Raw genomic sequence first — 17,329 nt, forward strand, 5'->3', positions numbered from 1 at the left:
CGCCACCTCATCCTGCGGGACTCTCTGCGGCCGAAATTCATGCAGTCTCGCTGCGTGCCACAGCCAACGCATAGCCGGCGTTGCGCAGCGTCTTGATGCAGTCCAGCGGCTCCAGCTTCTTGCGCAGCCGGCTCACCACGATGTCGACCGCGCGCGTGTAGAGCTCGGCCTCGTGGCCGCGCAGGCGGTTGAGGATGTCGTCGCGGCTGAAGACCTTGCCGGGCTCGGCCGCCAGCAGCGCCAGCAGCTCGAACTCGGTGCCCGTGAGCTCCACGCGCTCGCCGTGGCGCAGCACCTGGCGCCGGTCGAGGTCGATCGAGAGGCCGTCGAACACGCGGTGCTGCGCGCCGTTGGCGGCGGCCTGCGGCGCGCTGCGCTGGCGGCGCAGGATGGTCTGCACGCGCGCCACCAGCTCGCGCGGCTCGAAGGGCTTGGGCACGTAGTCGTCGGCGCCGAGTTCGAGGCCGACCACGCGGTCCATCACCTCGCCGCGGGCGGTGAGCATCACGATGGGAATGTCGCTTTCCTTGCGGATCTCGCGGCAGAGTTCGAAGCCGTCCATCTCGGGCAGCATGACGTCGAGGATGGCCGCGTCGTAAGTGCCTGCGCGCAGCTTGGCCAGGCCGTCGCTCGGGCGCACGGCGCTCTCGAGCGTGCAGCCGAAGCGTGCGAAGTAAGTGGTCAGCGGCGCGGCGAGGTGTTCGTCGTCGTCGATCAGCAGGATGCGCGGCATGGCGGGATTGTGCCTCCGGACAAGGAATTGGCGGATGACTTCGCTGACCATCAGACCTGCCGGCATCGCACCGCCCAGGTCAGGCCCGTCACGAGAACGGAAAGCAGCAGCGCGTGGTAGACCACGTCGGGCACGGTGCGCGGGCCGATGCCCGCGATGATGGTGCCGAGCCCGACCAGCGTGCCCAGCAGAGCGAAGCCCTGGCCGAAGATGGCGGCGCGCCGCGCATTGTGAGGACGCAGCCAGGTCTCGACCGAGGCCAGCACGAGCACGGTGGCGATCACGGCCTCGGCGGTGCGGGCCGCCGTGTGCGCGTGGCCGGGCACGAGAAAGCCCGCGTGCCCCATCGATGCAAGGCCGAGCGCGAGCGCCTCGGTCAGCATCCATGCCCGCGCGGCGGGCGCATGCACGGCGTGGGAAGCAGTGCTGTCGTGGCTCACCATGGGTCGGCCTTTCCGATGCGGCCCAGGTGCGTGGCGGCGAAACCCGTCGCGTACTTGAGCCCGTAGCCGAGCGCATGGTCGACGCCGATGTGGGCCAGCCAGATCAGGCTGCCGGCCACCGCCCACGGCATGGCCGCGAGCACGCCGAGCGCCAGCAGCAGCACCGGGCCGACGTACGAATGCGCCGCGTTGTAGAGCGCCGCGCCCACGCGAGGGCCTGCGAGATAGCCCAGCAGCGAGAGGTCGGGCGCGAGCAGCCACAGCGCGAACACGCCCCAGCCCATGCCGAACTGCGCATAGGCCGCGAGCGCCACGCCGAGCACCACGGCGCCTTCGAGTTGAAGCAGCGCGCGCACCCCGCCGGTGACCGCAGTCGTGGCCTCTGCGGAGGACACCGTGGAGCCCGCCTTGCCGGCCCACGGGTCACGCCCCCGCGAAAGCGGCAGGCGAAACGACGGGAGCTCAACCATGACGGCTCCAGCGGCGGCCACCACGCTCCATGAAGTCGCGCACCTTCTGCTGCTGCGCGGCATTCAGGTTGTCGTAGAAGTCGGCGGCGGCGGCGATGATCTCGGGGCTGCCGTTGCGCACTGCGGTGGTCTTCTCGTCGATCAGGCGTGCGGCGCCGGCCTGGTCGAGCTTGTTGCCCGCGAACAGCGCCTTGAACTGCGAGCGCGGATCGCCCGAGCCGCCGGCACCGCGCATGGCTTCGCGCTGCGCCTGCAGCTTCTCGGCCAGCACCGTGAGCTTCTGCTTCTGGTTGGCGTCGAGTTCGAGCTTGCTGCCCACACGTTCGACCATCTTCGCGCGGAACTCCGCGCTGTCGCCGCCCCAGCCGTGGCGGTAGCTGCTGCAGCCGGCGATGCTGCCGGCGACCATCGCGGCGCCCGCGAAGCCGAAGAGAGTGCGCTTGATCCAGTGTTTCATGACGATGTCCTTGGCTCACCCCCAGGCTTCGCGCACTTCGTGTCGCTACGCCAACCCCCTTCCGGGGGCGACACCTGTGGCCCGGCAAAGCCGGTTCCGCGGCGTCCCTGAAAAAGAACGAGGGCTTGGTTGATGAAAGAGGCTTTAACAGCCCGGCTTACAGCCGGCTGCTCTTGGCGTTGGCAGCCGCGGCGCGCGCGTCGACGGGGTTCTGCATGGTCGAGATGACCTGGCTGTTCACGCGCGAGCTGGCCGACACGTTCTGGTCGGGTGCCGCGGCAGCGCGCACTGCTTCGGCGACGATGCGCCCACGCTCGGTCGACACGGCCATGGTCTCGGGGCCGCGCGAGCCGCGCACCACGTTCTGGTCGGGAGCCGATGCGGTGCGGACGGCTTCGGCGTTGACATCCGCGCGGCTCTTGGCCGACACGGCGGGCTGCACGCCCTCGTAGCTTTCGGCCTTCGCGCCGGCTGCGGCGAGCATGGCGAAGGATGCGACGGCGACGATCTGGGTGAAGGAGACGGACTTCATTTCAGGCCTTTCTTTCAGTGGTTGAAGAGAAGGCCTGATGGTGCTTGCGGGGTCCGGGCAAGTCCTTTCGCCGCAGTTTCGGCGTGTTTCGTTTCTTTTCACTCACCCGCCAGGGTGAGTGAAAAGTACGCTCAGTTCATGGCGTCAGCCCGCCATCGCAGCGGCGGGGTCATCGGAGTCGAGGATGCCCTTGGCCCAGGCTTCGAGCTTGCCGGTGTCGGCACGCAGCACTTCCTGCTTCACCGCGAGGATGCGCGAGGGATGCATCGAGAAGCTGCGCAGGCCCAAGCCCAGCAGCAGGCGCGTGAAGGCCACGTCGCCCGCCATCTCGCCGCACACGGCCACGCCCTTGCCCTGGCGGCGGCACTCCGCGATGGTGTCGGCCACGAGGCGCAGCACCGCGGGGTGCGCGGGGTCGTAGAGATGCGCCACCGATTCGTCGGCACGATCGATGGCCAGCGTGTACTGGATCAGGTCGTTGGTGCCGATCGACAGGAAGTCGAAGTGCTTCAGGAAGATGCGCAGCGTGAGTGCAGCCGCCGGAATCTCGATCATGGCTCCGAGCTTCACGTGGCCGTACACCGCGCCGCGGTTGTCGAGCTCGGTGCGCGCGAAGTCGATCAGCGACAGCGTCTGGCGGATCTCGCTCGCGTGCGCGAGCATGGGGATCAGCAGGTGGATCTCGCCGTGCGCCGCCGCGCGCAGGATGGCGCGCAGCTGCGTGAGGAACATCGCCGGATCGGCCAGGCTCCAGCGGATGGCGCGCAGGCCGAGCGCGGGGTTCAGGTGCTCCTGCTTGTTGGCCGAGATGCTGTCCAGCGGCTTGTCGGCGCCCACGTCGATGGTGCGGATGGTGACCGGCATGCCCTGCATGCCCTCGACCGCGCGCCTGTAGGCCTGGTACTGCTCTTCCTCGTCGGGCAGGCGGGTCTGGCGCGTGCTCGTGTCGCGGCCCATGAAGAGGAATTCACTGCGGAACAGGCCCACGCCCACCGCGCCGGCCTTGACCGCGCCCACGGTGTCTTCGGGCATCTCGATGTTGGCGAGCAGCTCCACGCGCTGGCCATCGAGCGTGACGGCCGGCTTGTGGCGCAGTCGCGCGAGCCGGCCGCGCTCGAGGTCGCCCTGGCGTTGCTTGAAACCGTACTCGGCCAGGATGATGGGCGAAGGATCGACGATCACCACGCCGGCGTCGCCGTCGATGATGACCCAGTCGTCCTGCCGCACCAGCTGGCTCGCGGTGCGCGCGCCGACCACGGCCGGGATGTCCATGCTGCGCGCGACGATGGCCGTGTGCGAGGTGCGCCCACCCACGTCGGTGACGAAGCCGGCGAACACGCTCTTCTTGAACTGCAGCATGTCGGCCGGCGAGAGATCGTGCGCAATGAGCACCAGCGGCACGTCGATGCCGTCGCCCGCGGTGGGGTCGTCACTGTCGTCACCGTCCTCGACCGGCGCGGCTGCGCGCTTGCGGCGCGGCGGGCTCGGCGCCAGCACGGCGGCCGTGCCCTTCATGCGATGCAGCAGGCGCTCGACCACCTGCTCGAGGTCGGCCTTGCGCTCGCGCAGGTACGGGTCCTCCATCTCGTCGAACTGGCGCGCGATGATCTCGAGCTGCGTGGTCAGCGCCCATTCGGCGTTGTAGAGCCGCTCGCTGATCCAGTGCTTGACGCCGCCGCTCAGGGCTTCGTCCTGCAGCAGCATCTGGTGCACCTCGAGCAGCGCAGCGAGTTCGTGCGGCGCATCGTTCGGTCCCATCTGCGCGACGTTGGCCTGCAGCTTCGCCAACTCGTCGGCCACCGCATTGCGCGCGGTGCGCACGCGGTCGATCTCGGTCTCGATCTCTTCGGGCTTGATGAAGTAGTGGGCCACGTCGATGCGGCTCGACACCACCAGCACCGCGCGCCCGATGGCAATGCCACGGGCGACGGGGAGGCCGTGGACTGCGAAGGTCATACCTTCAGGCCCCCGGTTCGCTTTGGGCGCGCTGCACGCGCGAATTCACAGGATGCCGTCGAACCGGCTTTGCCGGGCGACCGGCATCGCCCCCGGCGAGGGGGGTGGCGTTTACACGAAGTGAAAAAGCCTGGGGGTGGACCATTTCATTCGCCTTCGCCGAACTTGTCGTCCATGAGGTGGACGATGGCGTTCATCGCTTCTTCTTCCTGGGGGCCGTTGGTTTCCAGCTCGACGGTGGTGCCGATGCCGGCGGCCAGCATCATCACGCCCATGATGCTCTTGGCATTGATGCGGCGGTCGCCGCGGGAGAGCCACACTTCGCAGGGAAAGCTGCCCGCGAGCTTGGTCAGCTTGGCCGATGCGCGTGCGTGCAGGCCCAGCTTATTGCTGATGGTCACGGATTTCTTGATCACTGTGCTTTCTTTTCGCCTGGTTCTGGGGAGCCGCCACCGCCACCTGCATGACGCCCGCGGTGCCGCCCGCGAGGGCGCGCTGCACCAGCGTCTCCAGGGGTTCGTGCCGGTAGGTGACGGCACGCAGCAGCATCGGAAGATTGACTCCCGCCACCAGCCGCGACCGGACGCCGTCCACCAGCTTCTGCGCCACGTTGCAGGGCGTGGCGCCGAACACATCCGCGAGCACCAGTACCTGCGTGCGCGGCGTGTGCAGCTGCTGCGCGAGCGTGATGCGCGCAGCAGCCAGCGTTTCTTCGGGCGACACGTTGGGCAGCACGTCGAGCGCGACAATGGCCTGCTCGCAATCGGGAAACACATGCAGCGCGCACTGCCGCATCGCGTGCGCGAACGGGGAGTGGGCGATGATGAAGATGCTGTTCATGCGGGACGGAGGACGACGCGTCGATTATGCGGGGGCGTCCAGGGGAAGTAGATATGCCTCATAACGCGGCAGCCGTGAAAAACGGTCAGTGCCGCACGAAAGCACGCGGGCGGGGCAGCTATCAGAACCATAGCAGGCAGCGCCACACCGGCAGGATTGCCGAAATTCATGGAAGCCTCAGGCCCTCGAAGAAGGTTTTCGACGCCTCGGCCGAGGAGGGCCGGCCGAGCACCGTGGCCTGGTAGAGCGCCACCGTGCCGTCCTTCTGCGACTGCGCGAACCAGAGCACCTGCAGCTGCGTCGCGGCACCCTGCTGTTGTTGCGGCTGGGCATCGAGCTGAAGAGGCGCCGGCACGGCAGTCGCACGCTGCACGCTCGCGCGGGACTCCGTCACCTGCGCCTCGCCCAGTTGCCCGCGCGTGGCGGCATGCCATGCGTGAAGCCAGGCTTCGGCCTGCTCGGGGCCGGTCGCTGAGGCATGCGCGATGGCGAAGGTCGCGCCGCCAGCCTCGCAGCCCGTCATGTCGACCTGTACCGATTCGGCGCCCAGAGGCAGCGCGCGGGTGGCGCGGTCGGCCTTGCAGGGCAGCATCGCGACGAGGCCGGCGCCGGTGATCGGCACCTCGCGCCAGTTGAAGGCGGGGCTGCAGGCTGCGAGCAGGGCGGCCGCGGCCAGCACGAGCCGGGGGAAGAAGGCGACAACGGGCGGCGGCATGGGGCAGCGATTATCGAGCGGCGCCGAGCCAGCGGGATGTCGCCAGCACGATCCGGCATGCGGAACTAAAATCGCGCCGCCCTTGTCTTGCACGAAGCCATGAAGAAATACCTCGCCGCAGCCGCCGTCGTCGTCGCACTGGCCACCGGCGTGGGCGTTTACCTCGGCTCCGGCGCCACCGCCGCCCCCGCCTCCACCTTCGTGCTGCTCGACGGCACGCAGAAGAGCACGGCGGACCTGAAGGGCAAGGTCACACTGGTCAATTTCTGGGCCACGAGCTGCGTGACCTGCGTGGGCGAGATGCCCAAGGTCATCGCCACCTACGACAAGTACAAGGCCCAGGGCTACGACACCCTGGCAGTGGCCATGAGCTACGACCCGCCAAGCTACGTCGTCAATTTCGCCCAGACGCGCAAGCTGCCGTTCAAGGTGGCGATCGACAACACCGGCAGCGTGGCGCAGGCATGGGGCGACGTGAAGCTCACGCCGACCACCTACCTGGTCAACAAGCGCGGCGAGATCGTGAAGCGCTATGTGGGCGAACCCGACTTCGCCGAACTGCACAAGCTGATCGAAAAGCTGCTGGCCGAGGCTTAGAAAGGGCTCTCCCCCAGGCTGCGCGCACTTCGTGTCGCTTCGCCAACCCCCTTCCGGAGGCGATACCTGCGGCCCGGCAGAGCCGGTTCCGCGGTATCCCTGGATGAACAAAAGGGCGCTCCTTGGAGCGCCCTTTTGCTTTGTGCCGAAAGGCAGCAGCGGTTACTGGGCGCGGAAGCTGTCGTGGCAGGCCTTGCAGCTCGCGGCGGTCGGGCCGAACTGGGCCTTGAGTGCATCGAGGTTGCCGGCCTTGGCGGCAGTCACCAGCTTGCCTGTTTCTTCCATCAGCTTCTGCTGGCGCTCCTTGAACTTGGCGTCTTCCTTCCAGACTTCAGGCTTGGCCTTGCCACCCTCGGTGCCGGCGCCGAAGCCAGCCCAGGGCAGCTTCGCCATGTCGGCGACCACTTCGGCGTTGGCCGCGGCGGCGCTGGCGTCATAGGGCACGCGGCCGTTGGCCATTGCGCCGAGGCGGCCGAAATGCTGACTCATCACGAACAGCGCACTCTGGCGGTACTTGATGGAATCCTCGGGCTTGGCGAACTGGGCCGCCGCGGGAAGGGACATGGCAGCACAGGCGGCTGCAAGGGCGAACGAAGCAATTCGGGTCATCGTGGGTCCTCGTTGTGGGGAAAAACGCCGTCGAACGCAGCGCTGCGGGCGAGTGTAGGGGCGGGCCGCGTCCGGCGCATAGCAACAACCCGAAGCGGGCAAGGGCCCGGACTTTGCTAATCTGCGCCTTCCGCAGCATTGCGCCCCCAGCGCCTTTCCTGATGACCGACTCCTCCGTGGCCGCCCTTCGCGCGGCCTCCGGCCCCGGCGCCCGTACACGGGTCTGGGACTTGCCGACGCGCCTTTTCCATTGGGCGCTGGCCATCGCCGTCATCGGCATGATCGTCACCGGCCTGAACGGGGCCATGGAATGGCACTTCCGCATGGGGTACACGGTGCTGGCGCTGCTGCTGTTCCGGTTGCTCTGGGGCTTCGTCGGCGGGCGCTGGTCGCGCTTCGCGGCCTTCGTCTACGGGCCGGGCTCGCTCGCGGCCTACCTGCGCGGGCGGGCGCATCCCGATCACCTGATCGGACACACGCCGCTTGGCGCGCTGTCGGTGTTCGCGGTGCTGGCGATCCTGCTGCTGCAGGTCGCGACCGGCCTGATGGCGGATGACGAGATCTCGGCATCGGGGCCGCTCACGCGCTTCGTGTCGGGCGGGGTCGTGAGCCTGGCCACAGGCTGGCACAAGGCTCAGGGCAAGTGGGCCGTGATCGCGCTCGTGAGTCTGCACGTGCTGGCGGTGCTGTTCTACGTGCTCATCAAGCGGCACCGGCTGGTGCGGCCGATGGTGACGGGCGACAAGCTGGTTTCCTCCGAGAACGGCCAGGTGGCGCCGAGCCGCGACGATGCGGCCTCGCGCTGGCTGGCACTGGTGCTGTTCGCGTTGTGCGCGGGCGTGGCTTACTGGGTTTCCTCGTTGCGCGTATGAGCTTCTCCGTGTCACGCCCCCTGCCGCTGTCGGCAATGCCCGCCGTGGTGCTGCTTGCTCCCGATGAAGCGCACGAGATCGAAGCCACGCGGGCGATCTTCCGCGACTACGCAGGCTCACTGGGCATCGACCTGGCTTTCCAGGATTTCGACGGCGAACTGGCGCAGTTGCCAGGCGAGTACGCCGAACCACGCGGCGCGCTGCTGCTCGCGCTGGTCGATCCGGTCAATGTCAAGGAAGACGCCGGGCGCCAGGCGCCGACGCTCAAACGTGCCGATGGCACGCTGGCCCATGTGGCCGGATGCTGCGCGCTGCGGCCGCTCGACAGCGCGGACTACGTGAACGCGGCGGAAATGAAGCGCCTGTACGTGCGCCCCGGCTTCCGCGGCCTTGGGCTGGGTCGCCAGCTGGCCGAGGCGATCCTCGATGCGGCACGCAATGCCGGATACGGCTGCGTGCTGCTCGATACCCTCGACGACATGGAGTCGGCGCGGGCACTCTACGAAGACCTGGGTTTCGCGGAGGTGCCGCCCTACTATCACAACCCCGTCGCCGGGGCTCACTATCTGAAAGTGGATCTTTCCTGATCTGGGCCGAAGCGGCCGATCGGTCAGGTCAGCCGCGGGCTTGCGCCAGCAGCGTGTCGGCGTCGCTGACTTCGAACTTGCCCGGCGCTTCGACGTTCAGCGTGGCGACCTTGCCGTCTTTCACGAGCATCGAGTAGCGGTTGCTGCGCAAGCCCATGCCGCGGCCGGTCAGGTCGAGCGTCAGGCCCGTGGCCTTGGCGAAGTCGGCGCTGCCGTCGGCCAGCATGCGCACCTTGGCGCCCGTCTTCTGGTCACGCGCCCAGGCGCCCATCACGAAGGCGTCGTTCACGCTCACGCACCAGATCTCGTCCACGCCGGCGGCCTTGAAGTCGTCGAAGTGCTGCACGTAGCCCGGCACGTGCTTGGCCGAGCAGGTGGGAGTGAAGGCGCCCGGCAGCGCGAACAGCGCGATGGTCTTGCCCGACGAGGCCTTGGTCACGTCCACGGCGTTCGGGCCGATGCTGCAGCCTTCGCCCTCGACCTCGGAATATTCCTGCAGGGTGGCCGAAGGAAGGGTGTCGCCGACTTTGATCATTGAATGTGCTCCTGAAAAAGAAAAACGGCCCACATTGTGGGCCGTTTCCGGATGGGCTGTATCGAGCCGGGGATGATCAGACCAGAACGGCCTTCTCGACCAGACGGGTCACGACCCAGTTCTTGGTCTTCGAGATCGGACGGCTTTCCGTGATCTCGATGGTGTCGCCCAGCTTGTACTCGCCCTTTTCGTCATGGGCGTGGTACTTGCTCGTCTTGGCCACGATCTTGCCGTAGAGCTCGTGCTTCACACGGCGCTCGACCAGCACGGTCACGGTCTTGGCACGCTTGTCGCTGACCACCTTGCCGATCAAGGTGCGCTTGAGGGATTTTTTAGCTTCCGTCATGTTCACTCCTTACTTGGCGGCGGGGGTTTCTTGCTGCTTCTGAGCAAGAATGGTCTTGGCGCGCGCGATGTCGCGACGCGTCACGCGCAGCGTCGAAGTGTTCGACAGCTGTTGCGTGGCTTTCTGCATGCGCAGGCCGAAATGGGCCTTCTGCAGATCCTTGATTTCGGCTTGCAGGCCTGCGACGTCCTTCGTGCGCAGGGTTGCGGCCTTCGTCACCTTGGCCGGAGCCGCGGTTTCTTTCTTCTTACGGGTTGCCATCAGTGTTCTCCTCTCAAGCGCCGAGCTGGCGAGCGACGAACGTCGTGCGCAGCGGAAGCTTGGCGGCGGCCAGGCGGAACGCTTCGCGAGCGAGTTCTTCGGGCACGCCGACGATCTCGAACACGATCTTGCCGGGCTGGATTTCGGCAACGTAGTACTCGGGGTTGCCCTTACCGTTACCCATCCGCACTTCAGCGGGCTTGGTAGAGATCGGCTTGTCCGGGAACACGCGGATCCAGATACGGCCACCGCGCTTCACGTGACGCGAAATCGCGCGACGAGCGGCTTCGATCTGGCGCGCCGTGAGGCGGCCGCGGTCGGTGCATTTGAGACCGAAGTCACCGAACGCAACCGAGTTACCCGTGGTTGCGATGCCGGTGTTGCGGCCCTTTTGTTCCTTGCGGAACTTTCTGCGTGCAGGTTGCAGCATGTTTTGTTACTCCGTGAGGGCCCCAGGCGCTTGCGCGCCCGGGAGCGACCGATTACTCGGTCTTGGCACCGTCCGCTGCTGCAGCGGGCGCGGCTTTGCGGACGCGCTTAACGGCGGGTTTCGAGTCTGCACCGGCACCGCCGGTTGCTTCTGCGGGCTTGTCGCTGCCATCGGCCGGAGCGGTGTTGCCACCGATCGGGCCGCGGGCACCGGCGCGCGGGCCGGGACCACGACGGTCGCTGCCCGGACGGTCGCCACCAGGGCGGCCATCGCGGCGGGGACCACGCGGACGACGTTCTTCTTCGGGACGCGGCGTTTCGACGGCGGGCAGGTCGTTACGACCCAGCGTGTCGCCCTTGTAGACCCAGACCTTGACGCCGATGACGCCGTAGGTGGTCTTGGCTTCCGAGGTGCCGTAGTCGATGTCGGCGCGCAGGGTGTGCAGCGGCACGCGGCCTTCGCGGTACCACTCGGTACGTGCGATTTCGATGCCGTTCAGGCGGCCAGCCGACATGATCTTGATGCCCAGGGCACCCAGACGCATGGCGTTCTGCATGGCGCGCTTCATGGCGCGGCGGAACATGATCCGCTTTTCGAGCTGCTGCGTGATGCTGTCGGCGATCAGTTGCGCATCGATTTCGGGCTTGCGCACTTCTTCGATGTTGACCGCAACCGGCACGCCGAGCTGCTTGCCCAGTTCGCGCTTGAGGTTCTCGATGTCTTCGCCCTTCTTGCCGATCACGACGCCCGGACGTGCCGAGTAGATCGTGATGCGTGCGTTCTTGGCGGGACGCTCGATCATGACGCGCGAAACCGAAGCGTTCTTCAGCTTCTTCTTCAGGTATTCGCGAACCTTGATGTCTTCGGCCAGCATGCCCGCGAAATCGCGGTCGCTTGCGTACCAACGGCTGGACCAGTTACGGGTGACCGCAAGGCGGAACCCGGTTGGGTGGATTTTCTGTCCCATATTTCTTCCAGGCCTTCTTAGTTGCCAACCGTCACGTACACATGGCACGTGGGCTTGCTGATGCGATTGCCGCGACCCTTGGCCCGCGCCGTGAAGCGCTTGAGCGTTGCACCTTGCTCGACGTAGATGGTCTTGACCTTCAGCTCGTCGATGTCGGCACCGTCGTTGTGCTCGGCGTTGGCGATTGCCGACTCGAGCACCTTCTTGATGATCACAGCGGCCTTCTTCTGCGTGAATTGCAGAACGTTGAGCGCTTGATCAACCTTCTTGCCGCGGATCAGGTCAGCGACCAGACGGCCCTTGTCGACCGACAGGCGGACACCGCGGAGGACTGCACGTGTTTCAGACATGGTCGTTCCTTACTTCTTCTGGACTTTCTTGTCCGCGGGGTGCCCCTTGAACGTACGCGTGAGCGCAAATTCGCCGAGCTTGTGGCCGACCATCTGGTCGGTGATGTACACAGGCACGTGTTGCTTGCCGTTGTGCACAGCGATGGTCAGACCGATGAACTCGGGCAGAACCATCGAGCGGCGCGACCAGGTCTTGATCGGCTTCTTGTCCTTGGTCGTCACGGCCTTGTCGGCCTTGGCCACGAGGTGGTGGTCGACGAACGGACCCTTCTTGAGAGAGCGAGTCATTGGCTATCCCTTACTTCTTGCGACGCGACACGATGAAGACCTGCGTGCGCTTGTTGTTACGGGTGCGATAGCCCTTGGTCAGATTGCCCCATGGGTCGACAGGATGGCGGCCTTCGCCAGTCTTGCCTTCGCCACCACCGTGCGGGTGGTCGACCGGGTTCATCACCACGCCGCGAACGGTCGGGCGAATACCCATGTGACGCTTCACACCGGCCTTGCCGAGCTGGCGCAGGCTGTGCTCTTCGTTGGCAACTTCACCGATGGTCGCGCGGCATTCGATGTGAATGCGGCGAACTTCGCCCGAACGCATGCGAACCTGGGCGTAGACGCCTTCACGGGCCAGCAGCGTGGCCGAGGTACCGGCCGAGCGGGCGATCTGCGCGCCCTTGCCGGGTTGCAGTTCGATGCAGTGGATCGTCGAGCCGACCGGGATGTTGCGGATCGGCAGGGTGTTGCCGGCACGGATCGGGGCCTCGGCGCCCGATAGCAGCGTTGCACCGGCTTCCAGACCGCGCGGGGCGATGATGTAGCGGCGCTCGCCGTCGGCGTAGCAGACCAGAGCGATGTGGGCGGTGCGGTTCGGGTCGTATTCGATGCGTTCGACCTTGGCCGGGATGCCGTCCTTGTTGCGCACGAAGTCGACAACGCGGTAGTGGTGCTTGGCACCGCCGCCACGATGACGGATCGTGATGTGGCCGTTGTTGTTGCGGCCGGCCTTCTGGAACTGGGGTTCCAGCAGGGGAGCGTGAGGGGCACCCTTGAACAGGTGGTCACGCGAGATCTTCACCGCGCCGCGTTGGCCCGGCGAAGTGGGTTTCATCTTGATGACGGCCATGATTAAGCGCCTTCCCCGACGAGGTTGAGCTCTTGACCGGCCTTCAGCGTCACATAGGCCTTGCGAACGTTGTCGCGGCGGCCGATGGACTTGCCAAAGCGCTTGGTCTTGCCCTTGGTGTTGAGCACCGACACGCCCTGGACTTCGACCTTGAACATCAGTTCGACAGCGGCCTTGATCTCGGGCTTGGTGGCGTCTTGCAGCACCTTGAAAGTGACAGCGTTCGACTTCTCGCCGACCATCGTGGCCTTTTCGGACACGATCGGGGCGACCAGCACCGCCATCAGGCGGCCTTCTTCGAACGTACGTTCAGCGGCGGTAGGGTTCACGCGGCTCATGCGAACATCTCCTTGAGCTTGTCGACGGCACCCTTGGTGACCAGCACCTTCTTGTAGTGAACCAGCGACACCGGATCGGCGTAACGGGGTTCGACCACGAGAACGTTGACCAGATTGCGCGAGGCAAGGTACAGGTTTTCGTCGACTTCTTCGGCGATCACGAGCACGGACTCGAGATTCATCGCCTTGAAACGGGCAGCCAGCGGCTTGGTCTTGGGCGAGTCGACCTTGATCGAGTCGACCACGGCCAGACGGCCTTCGCGAGCGAGCTGCGAGAAGATGGACGCCATGCCGGCGCGGTACATCTTCTTGTTGATCTTCTGCGAGAAGTTTTCGTCAGGCATGTTCGGGAAGATCCGGCCACCCCCGCGCCACAGCGGCGAGGAAGTCATACCGGCGCGGGCGCGGCCCGTTCCCTTTTGCTTGAAAGGCTTCTTGGTCGAGTGCTTGACCTGTTCGCGGTCCTTCTGGGCGCGCGTGCCTTGGCGTGCATTGGCCTGGAATGCAACGACGATCTGGTGAACCAGGTCTTCGTTGTAGTCACGGCCGAACACGGTCTCGGGGGCGTCGTACTTCGACGCGGCCTGGCCTTGTTCGTTCAGGAGTTCGAGTTCCATTACTTCGCTCCTTGGGCAGCCTGCGGCTTGGCCTTGATGGCGGGACGCACGGTGACGAAGCCACCCTTCGAACCCGGAATCGCGCCCTTGATGAGCAGCAGTTGACGTGCTTCGTCGATGCGGAACACGTCGAGGTTTTGCGTGGTGCGGGTGACGTCGCCGAGGTGGCCCGTCATGCGCTTGCCGGGGAACACGCGGCCGGGGTCTTGCGCCATACCGATCGAGCCAGGCACGTTGTGCGAACGGCTGTTACCGTGCGACGCGCGCTGCGAGCTCATGTTGTGGCGCTTGATCGTGCCAGCGTAGCCCTTGCCGATGGAAGTGCCTTGCACGTCCACCTTCTGGCCCACGGAGAAGACGCTCGCCACCGGGATCACGCCGCCAGCCTTGTGCTGACCTGCGGTATCGGCGGTAACGCGGAATTCCTGGATGATTTCACCAGCTTCGACACCCGCCTTGGCGAGGTGGCCGGCTTCGGGCTTGGTCACGCGCGATGCCTTGCGCGAACCGAACGTCACCTGCAGGGCGACGTAGCCATCGGTCTCTTGGGACTTGATCTGGGTCACACGGTTGTTGGACACATCCACCACCGTGACAGGAACTGCGTCCCCGTCATCGGTGAAGAGACGCATCATCCCCACCTTGCGGCCCAGCAACCCGAGGGAGTTGCTCAGACTCATTTGTTTTCTCCAAAAATGGAAGCTTCCTTCGCCGCTGCCACTTCAATTGGCGACAGCGTTTGCCGGGTTTCCCCGGCAGCGGAAGAAGGTTGATAAATCTCTGCCCGCATAGCACCCATGCGGACGCAACAAGGGCAGAGCCAGCGATTATAGCCCGCGCTGCGGGCATAGTGCAAGCACCGCTTTTGCGGCGCGCTGAGGCCGTGGAAGCCCGTTTTTGGAGCCTATTTCGGCTCTTTGGCCGGCATCGAGATGATTTTTTCGCCTTCCGCGGACGATTTCATCTCGCCCGCAGCCTTCATGGCCGGGGCGACCGAGCCAGTCTGGATGGGGATGGCGACGATGCTCATGGCGCCGTTCTGTGTGACGAAGACGTTCAGGTAGGCCAGGCCCTCGCGATCGCTGGTTACCGTGGCTGTGGCGGTCGTGCTCTGGCCGGCGGGAAGCGCCAGGTTGCTGCTCGTCGTCAAGGTCAGGCCGGCATCGGCCGTCAGGCGCGCCGTGGCGCCGGCCGGATCGCTCACGCCGTCGAACTGCAATACGACGGAAACCGGCCGGCCGACCTTCGCTACGCCCTCGACCTTGTATTGAATCGCCACGCCGGAATCGTTGGGCTTGCGCGCCGCGACCGTCATGGGTGCGACACGACTGGAAGAAGCAATGCTCTTGACAGTGCGCGGTGTCGACGCACTGTCCGCGCATGCGGATGCGGCAACAAGCGCCAAGCATCCAGTGGCGGCGATCATCGAACTGGAACGGAGGTTCATGGCGGCCTTCCTCGCTGCTGTCTATTTATTGGATCGAAACGCTGAAGCAGGTGTTTGCACCAGCGTTATTGACATCGTTGACGACCAGAACATATTCGCCGATCGACAGGCTGACCGTATTCGTGTTCCGGCTCACCGCCCCGCCCCGGTAGATCACAAAGTTCGGGCTTGAACCCGCCGGCGGGCTGACCGTGAACTGATAGTTGCGATTGGCCGGCGCTGTGAAGCGTAGATAGGCGTAGCTTCCAAGCTTGTTTCCTTGACGCTGAGGGTCAGCGGTATTTGTCACGCAGGCTTGCGTGGCCGAGCCGCCAACCGTCGCGGTCGTGTACATCGGCAGCACATAGCTGACGCTCGGCGTGCCGCCATTGTTGTTCTCCTGCGCGCCGTAGGGGTCGTTCGAGGCCGCGCTGATGCTCTGGCCCGCGAGCAACGTCGCCAACGTCGATGCGTTGCCCGACGCGACCGAATTGAATGCAGCCGTGAACGGATGAATCGAGGTCACCGGCGCACCGCTCCTGAACAGTGCGCTCGTCATGGTGTCGTGGATCGGCTTGAATCCAGCCTGCTGGTTCAGATTCCAGAAGATCGACTGGATCGACGATTCGCTGAACCAGCCCGGGTTGGTCGCCGTCGGCCCTTTCGTGAGATCAAGGCTCCCGCCCTGGGCTTGGCCAGGTCCGCCCGAGTCGACATAGTTGCTGCGCCCCAGCGCGATGCCCGACCAGCCATTGCCCCATCCCTCGGAGAAGGCAAGGCGGCGGTCCACACGCTCATTCGTGGAGTGCGCACCGCCCGTCGAGTCGTCGCGGCTGAAGGAGGCCTGGTAGTAGTGCCCCCACTCGTGCGCGATGACCGGCGCATCGAACTCGTCGGTATCCACGTCTTCCTTGCCGAGCACGTAGATTTCTGCCCCAGAGCTCCTGCCGATGAAGAACGTCGTGCCGATCTGGCCCTGCGCGATGCTGCCGCTGGCATTCGTGTTGTTGACGCTCCAGAACACCTTCAGCGACGGAAAAGCGGTCGCCGGCGCCGCCGACATCACCTTCTGCATCGCGGTGTAGACCGTGTCCATGATCGCGAACGGCCCGGACACGCGCTGGCTGGTGTAGCTCGATCCGCCCCAGCCGCTGCTGGCGCGCAGGTCGCGAGAGAGCGCCGCGCTGCCCGTGGAGAACGCCGACGACTGCATGGAATAGATCGCGCTCGACTGCGTGTTGTCGCGCACCGTGACATCCCAGCTCGGGAGCGCACCTGTGCGGGTCAGCTGGGCGCGCACGCGGACGATGACATTCGTGTTCGCCGGAACGCTCACCGAATAAGCGCCGCTGTCGTTGGTGGAAGTGGTAACCAGTTGGCTGCCGCTGGTGGCATCGAGCACTTCGACGAAGGCTCCGCGCACCGGCTTGACCGCGGTGTCGGCATACACGAGGTGGCCACTGGGATTGGGCACCGACTCGTAGGTGGCCGTGCCACTCAGCGTAACTGGCGTCGTCGGGACCACGGGCAGGAAGGGGATGCCACCACCGCCGCCTCCACCACCTCCTCCACCGCAAGCGGTCAACAGCGCTGCTGCGATGCAAGCCATCAGGCCCGACGAAAAAGAGATGCCTTGTCCCATGTTGTGCTGCCCTCGTTTCAGCTACCCGACGCCTCGATGATTGACGGCTGCCGGCACGGGAGGATGCCACATCTGCGTGACATAAAGCACAAAACCCGCCTGCATTTCTGCAGGCGGGTTTTCTAGTAACCGCGGCGCGAAGCCGAATGGATTACTGCAGCTTGATCTCGACGTCCACGCCGGCCGGCAGGTCGAGCTTCATCAGCGCGTCCACGGTCTTGTCGGTCGGGTCGACGATGTCCATCAGACGCTGGTGCGTGCGGATTTCCAGCTGGTCGCGCGACGTCTTGTTGACGTGCGGCGAACGCAGGATGTCGAAGCGCTTCATGCGGGTCGGCAGGGGCACGGGGCCCTTGACGATCGCGCCGGTGCGCTTGGCGGTGTCCACGATTTCAGCGGCCGACTGGTCGATCAGCTTGTAGTCGAATGCCTTCAGACGGATGCGGATTTTTTGCTTGGTAGCCATGATGATTCCTTTGCGTC

The 17,329-nt window shown here is 65.6% G+C and carries 27 protein-coding genes; 3 read left to right on the plus strand and 24 right to left on the minus strand.

Annotated features, from left to right (window positions below; translation table 11 throughout):
• Positions 1 to 37: 37 nt before the first annotated feature.
• From EJO71_RS31775 to EJO71_RS31815, 9 genes are all read right to left on the minus strand, one after another.
• Entirely contained in the window at positions 38 to 733 is a 696-nt protein-coding gene (locus EJO71_RS31775; RefSeq protein WP_164546958.1) for a response regulator transcription factor, read from the minus strand.
• Between the two features lie 50 nt (positions 734 to 783).
• Positions 784 to 1,176 (minus strand): hypothetical protein, encoded by a 393-nt coding sequence (locus tag EJO71_RS31780; RefSeq protein ID WP_125952629.1) that lies wholly within the window; start codon positions 1,174 to 1,176, stop codon positions 784 to 786.
• Entirely contained in the window at positions 1,170 to 1,646 is a 477-nt protein-coding gene (locus EJO71_RS31785; RefSeq protein ID WP_125952630.1) for a DUF4260 domain-containing protein, read from the minus strand. The genes EJO71_RS31780 and EJO71_RS31785 overlap by 7 nt, the downstream gene beginning before the upstream one ends.
• Positions 1,639 to 2,103: a Spy/CpxP family protein refolding chaperone gene (locus tag EJO71_RS31790; RefSeq protein WP_125952631.1), complete on the minus strand. Its 465-nt coding sequence runs from the start codon at positions 2,101 to 2,103 to the stop codon at positions 1,639 to 1,641. Before EJO71_RS31790 ends, EJO71_RS31785 begins: the two co-directional genes overlap by 8 nt.
• Before the next feature lie 157 nt (positions 2,104 to 2,260).
• Complete coding sequence (locus EJO71_RS31795) at positions 2,261 to 2,635, minus strand: DUF4148 domain-containing protein (RefSeq protein ID WP_125952632.1); 375 nt, start codon at positions 2,633 to 2,635, stop codon at positions 2,261 to 2,263.
• Positions 2,636 to 2,779: 144 nt separating this feature from the next.
• Positions 2,780 to 4,591: a phosphoenolpyruvate--protein phosphotransferase gene (gene ptsP, locus EJO71_RS31800; protein ID WP_125952633.1), complete on the minus strand. Its 1,812-nt coding sequence runs from the start codon at positions 4,589 to 4,591 to the stop codon at positions 2,780 to 2,782.
• A gap of 146 nt (positions 4,592 to 4,737) precedes the next feature.
• On the minus strand, positions 4,738 to 5,007 hold the full coding sequence (locus EJO71_RS31805; protein ID WP_125952634.1) for an HPr family phosphocarrier protein: 270 nt from the start codon (positions 5,005 to 5,007) through the stop codon (positions 4,738 to 4,740).
• Positions 4,976 to 5,431 (minus strand): PTS fructose transporter subunit IIA, encoded by a 456-nt coding sequence (locus tag EJO71_RS31810; RefSeq protein ID WP_125952635.1) that lies wholly within the window; start codon positions 5,429 to 5,431, stop codon positions 4,976 to 4,978. The genes EJO71_RS31805 and EJO71_RS31810 overlap by 32 nt, the downstream gene beginning before the upstream one ends.
• A gap of 166 nt (positions 5,432 to 5,597) precedes the next feature.
• Positions 5,598 to 6,146, minus strand: coding sequence for a hypothetical protein (locus tag EJO71_RS31815; RefSeq protein ID WP_125952636.1), 549 nt, complete (start codon positions 6,144 to 6,146; stop codon positions 5,598 to 5,600).
• A 99-nt stretch (positions 6,147 to 6,245) separates the two neighbouring features.
• Here EJO71_RS31815 and EJO71_RS31820 point away from each other — a divergent pair, with 99 nt between their 5' ends.
• Entirely contained in the window at positions 6,246 to 6,743 is a 498-nt protein-coding gene (locus tag EJO71_RS31820) for a TlpA disulfide reductase family protein (protein WP_019657670.1), read from the plus strand.
• Between the two features lie 162 nt (positions 6,744 to 6,905).
• On the opposite strand, the gene EJO71_RS31825 is transcribed toward EJO71_RS31820, so the two are convergent.
• Complete coding sequence (locus EJO71_RS31825; protein WP_125952637.1) at positions 6,906 to 7,352, minus strand: cytochrome c; 447 nt, start codon at positions 7,350 to 7,352, stop codon at positions 6,906 to 6,908.
• Positions 7,353 to 7,513: 161 nt separating this feature from the next.
• Between EJO71_RS31825 and EJO71_RS31830 the strand changes: the two genes are divergently transcribed.
• Positions 7,514 to 8,224 carry a cytochrome b/b6 domain-containing protein gene (locus EJO71_RS31830; RefSeq protein ID WP_125952638.1) on the plus strand — a complete coding sequence of 237 codons (711 nt, stop codon included), beginning with the start codon at positions 7,514 to 7,516 and terminating at the stop codon, positions 8,222 to 8,224.
• On the plus strand, positions 8,221 to 8,811 hold the full coding sequence (locus EJO71_RS31835; protein ID WP_125952639.1) for a GNAT family N-acetyltransferase: 591 nt from the start codon (positions 8,221 to 8,223) through the stop codon (positions 8,809 to 8,811). Before EJO71_RS31830 ends, EJO71_RS31835 begins: the two co-directional genes overlap by 4 nt.
• A gap of 28 nt (positions 8,812 to 8,839) precedes the next feature.
• On the opposite strand, the gene EJO71_RS31840 is transcribed toward EJO71_RS31835, so the two are convergent.
• The 14 genes from EJO71_RS31840 to rpsJ all read right to left on the minus strand — a co-directional run bounded on the left by EJO71_RS31840 (position 8,840) and on the right by rpsJ (position 17,312).
• Entirely contained in the window at positions 8,840 to 9,346 is a 507-nt protein-coding gene (locus EJO71_RS31840) for a peroxiredoxin (protein WP_125952640.1), read from the minus strand.
• A 76-nt stretch (positions 9,347 to 9,422) separates the two neighbouring features.
• On the minus strand, positions 9,423 to 9,692 hold the full coding sequence (rpsQ, locus tag EJO71_RS31845; protein ID WP_015867662.1) for a 30S ribosomal protein S17: 270 nt from the start codon (positions 9,690 to 9,692) through the stop codon (positions 9,423 to 9,425).
• A gap of 9 nt (positions 9,693 to 9,701) precedes the next feature.
• Complete coding sequence (gene rpmC, locus EJO71_RS31850) at positions 9,702 to 9,911, minus strand: 50S ribosomal protein L29 (protein ID WP_056589463.1); 210 nt, start codon at positions 9,909 to 9,911, stop codon at positions 9,702 to 9,704.
• Positions 9,912 to 9,966: 55 nt separating this feature from the next.
• Entirely contained in the window at positions 9,967 to 10,383 is a 417-nt protein-coding gene (gene rplP, locus EJO71_RS31855; protein WP_007838137.1) for a 50S ribosomal protein L16, read from the minus strand.
• Between the two features lie 52 nt (positions 10,384 to 10,435).
• The gene (rpsC, locus tag EJO71_RS31860) at positions 10,436 to 11,350 is read right to left on the minus strand and encodes a 30S ribosomal protein S3 (RefSeq protein ID WP_093057771.1); all 915 of its coding nucleotides are present in this window, start codon (positions 11,348 to 11,350) and stop codon (positions 10,436 to 10,438) included.
• A gap of 17 nt (positions 11,351 to 11,367) precedes the next feature.
• Entirely contained in the window at positions 11,368 to 11,700 is a 333-nt protein-coding gene (gene rplV / locus EJO71_RS31865) for a 50S ribosomal protein L22 (RefSeq protein ID WP_007838134.1), read from the minus strand.
• Positions 11,701 to 11,709: 9 nt separating this feature from the next.
• Positions 11,710 to 11,988, minus strand: coding sequence for a 30S ribosomal protein S19 (rpsS, locus tag EJO71_RS31870; protein ID WP_007838132.1), 279 nt, complete (start codon positions 11,986 to 11,988; stop codon positions 11,710 to 11,712).
• A 10-nt stretch (positions 11,989 to 11,998) separates the two neighbouring features.
• The gene (rplB, locus tag EJO71_RS31875; RefSeq protein ID WP_007838130.1) at positions 11,999 to 12,823 is read right to left on the minus strand and encodes a 50S ribosomal protein L2; all 825 of its coding nucleotides are present in this window, start codon (positions 12,821 to 12,823) and stop codon (positions 11,999 to 12,001) included.
• Positions 12,824 to 12,825: 2 nt separating this feature from the next.
• Positions 12,826 to 13,161: a 50S ribosomal protein L23 gene (gene rplW / locus EJO71_RS31880; protein ID WP_093057773.1), complete on the minus strand. Its 336-nt coding sequence runs from the start codon at positions 13,159 to 13,161 to the stop codon at positions 12,826 to 12,828.
• On the minus strand, positions 13,158 to 13,778 hold the full coding sequence (gene rplD / locus EJO71_RS31885; protein ID WP_019657681.1) for a 50S ribosomal protein L4: 621 nt from the start codon (positions 13,776 to 13,778) through the stop codon (positions 13,158 to 13,160). Before rplD ends, rplW begins: the two co-directional genes overlap by 4 nt.
• Positions 13,778 to 14,458 carry a 50S ribosomal protein L3 gene (gene rplC / locus EJO71_RS31890; RefSeq protein WP_125952641.1) on the minus strand — a complete coding sequence of 227 codons (681 nt, stop codon included), beginning with the start codon at positions 14,456 to 14,458 and terminating at the stop codon, positions 13,778 to 13,780. Before rplC ends, rplD begins: the two co-directional genes overlap by 1 nt.
• 224 nt (positions 14,459 to 14,682) lie before the next feature.
• Positions 14,683 to 15,225 carry a hypothetical protein gene (locus EJO71_RS31895; RefSeq protein WP_125952642.1) on the minus strand — a complete coding sequence of 181 codons (543 nt, stop codon included), beginning with the start codon at positions 15,223 to 15,225 and terminating at the stop codon, positions 14,683 to 14,685.
• A 25-nt stretch (positions 15,226 to 15,250) separates the two neighbouring features.
• The gene (locus EJO71_RS31900; protein WP_125952643.1) at positions 15,251 to 16,846 is read right to left on the minus strand and encodes a hypothetical protein; all 1,596 of its coding nucleotides are present in this window, start codon (positions 16,844 to 16,846) and stop codon (positions 15,251 to 15,253) included.
• A 151-nt stretch (positions 16,847 to 16,997) separates the two neighbouring features.
• Positions 16,998 to 17,312: a 30S ribosomal protein S10 gene (gene rpsJ / locus EJO71_RS31905; protein ID WP_007838118.1), complete on the minus strand. Its 315-nt coding sequence runs from the start codon at positions 17,310 to 17,312 to the stop codon at positions 16,998 to 17,000.
• Between the last annotated feature and the right edge of the window lie 17 nt (positions 17,313 to 17,329).

The organism is Variovorax sp. 679 (genome assembly GCF_003952185.1).
In the GTDB taxonomy this organism is placed as follows: domain Bacteria; phylum Pseudomonadota; class Gammaproteobacteria; order Burkholderiales; family Burkholderiaceae_C; genus Variovorax.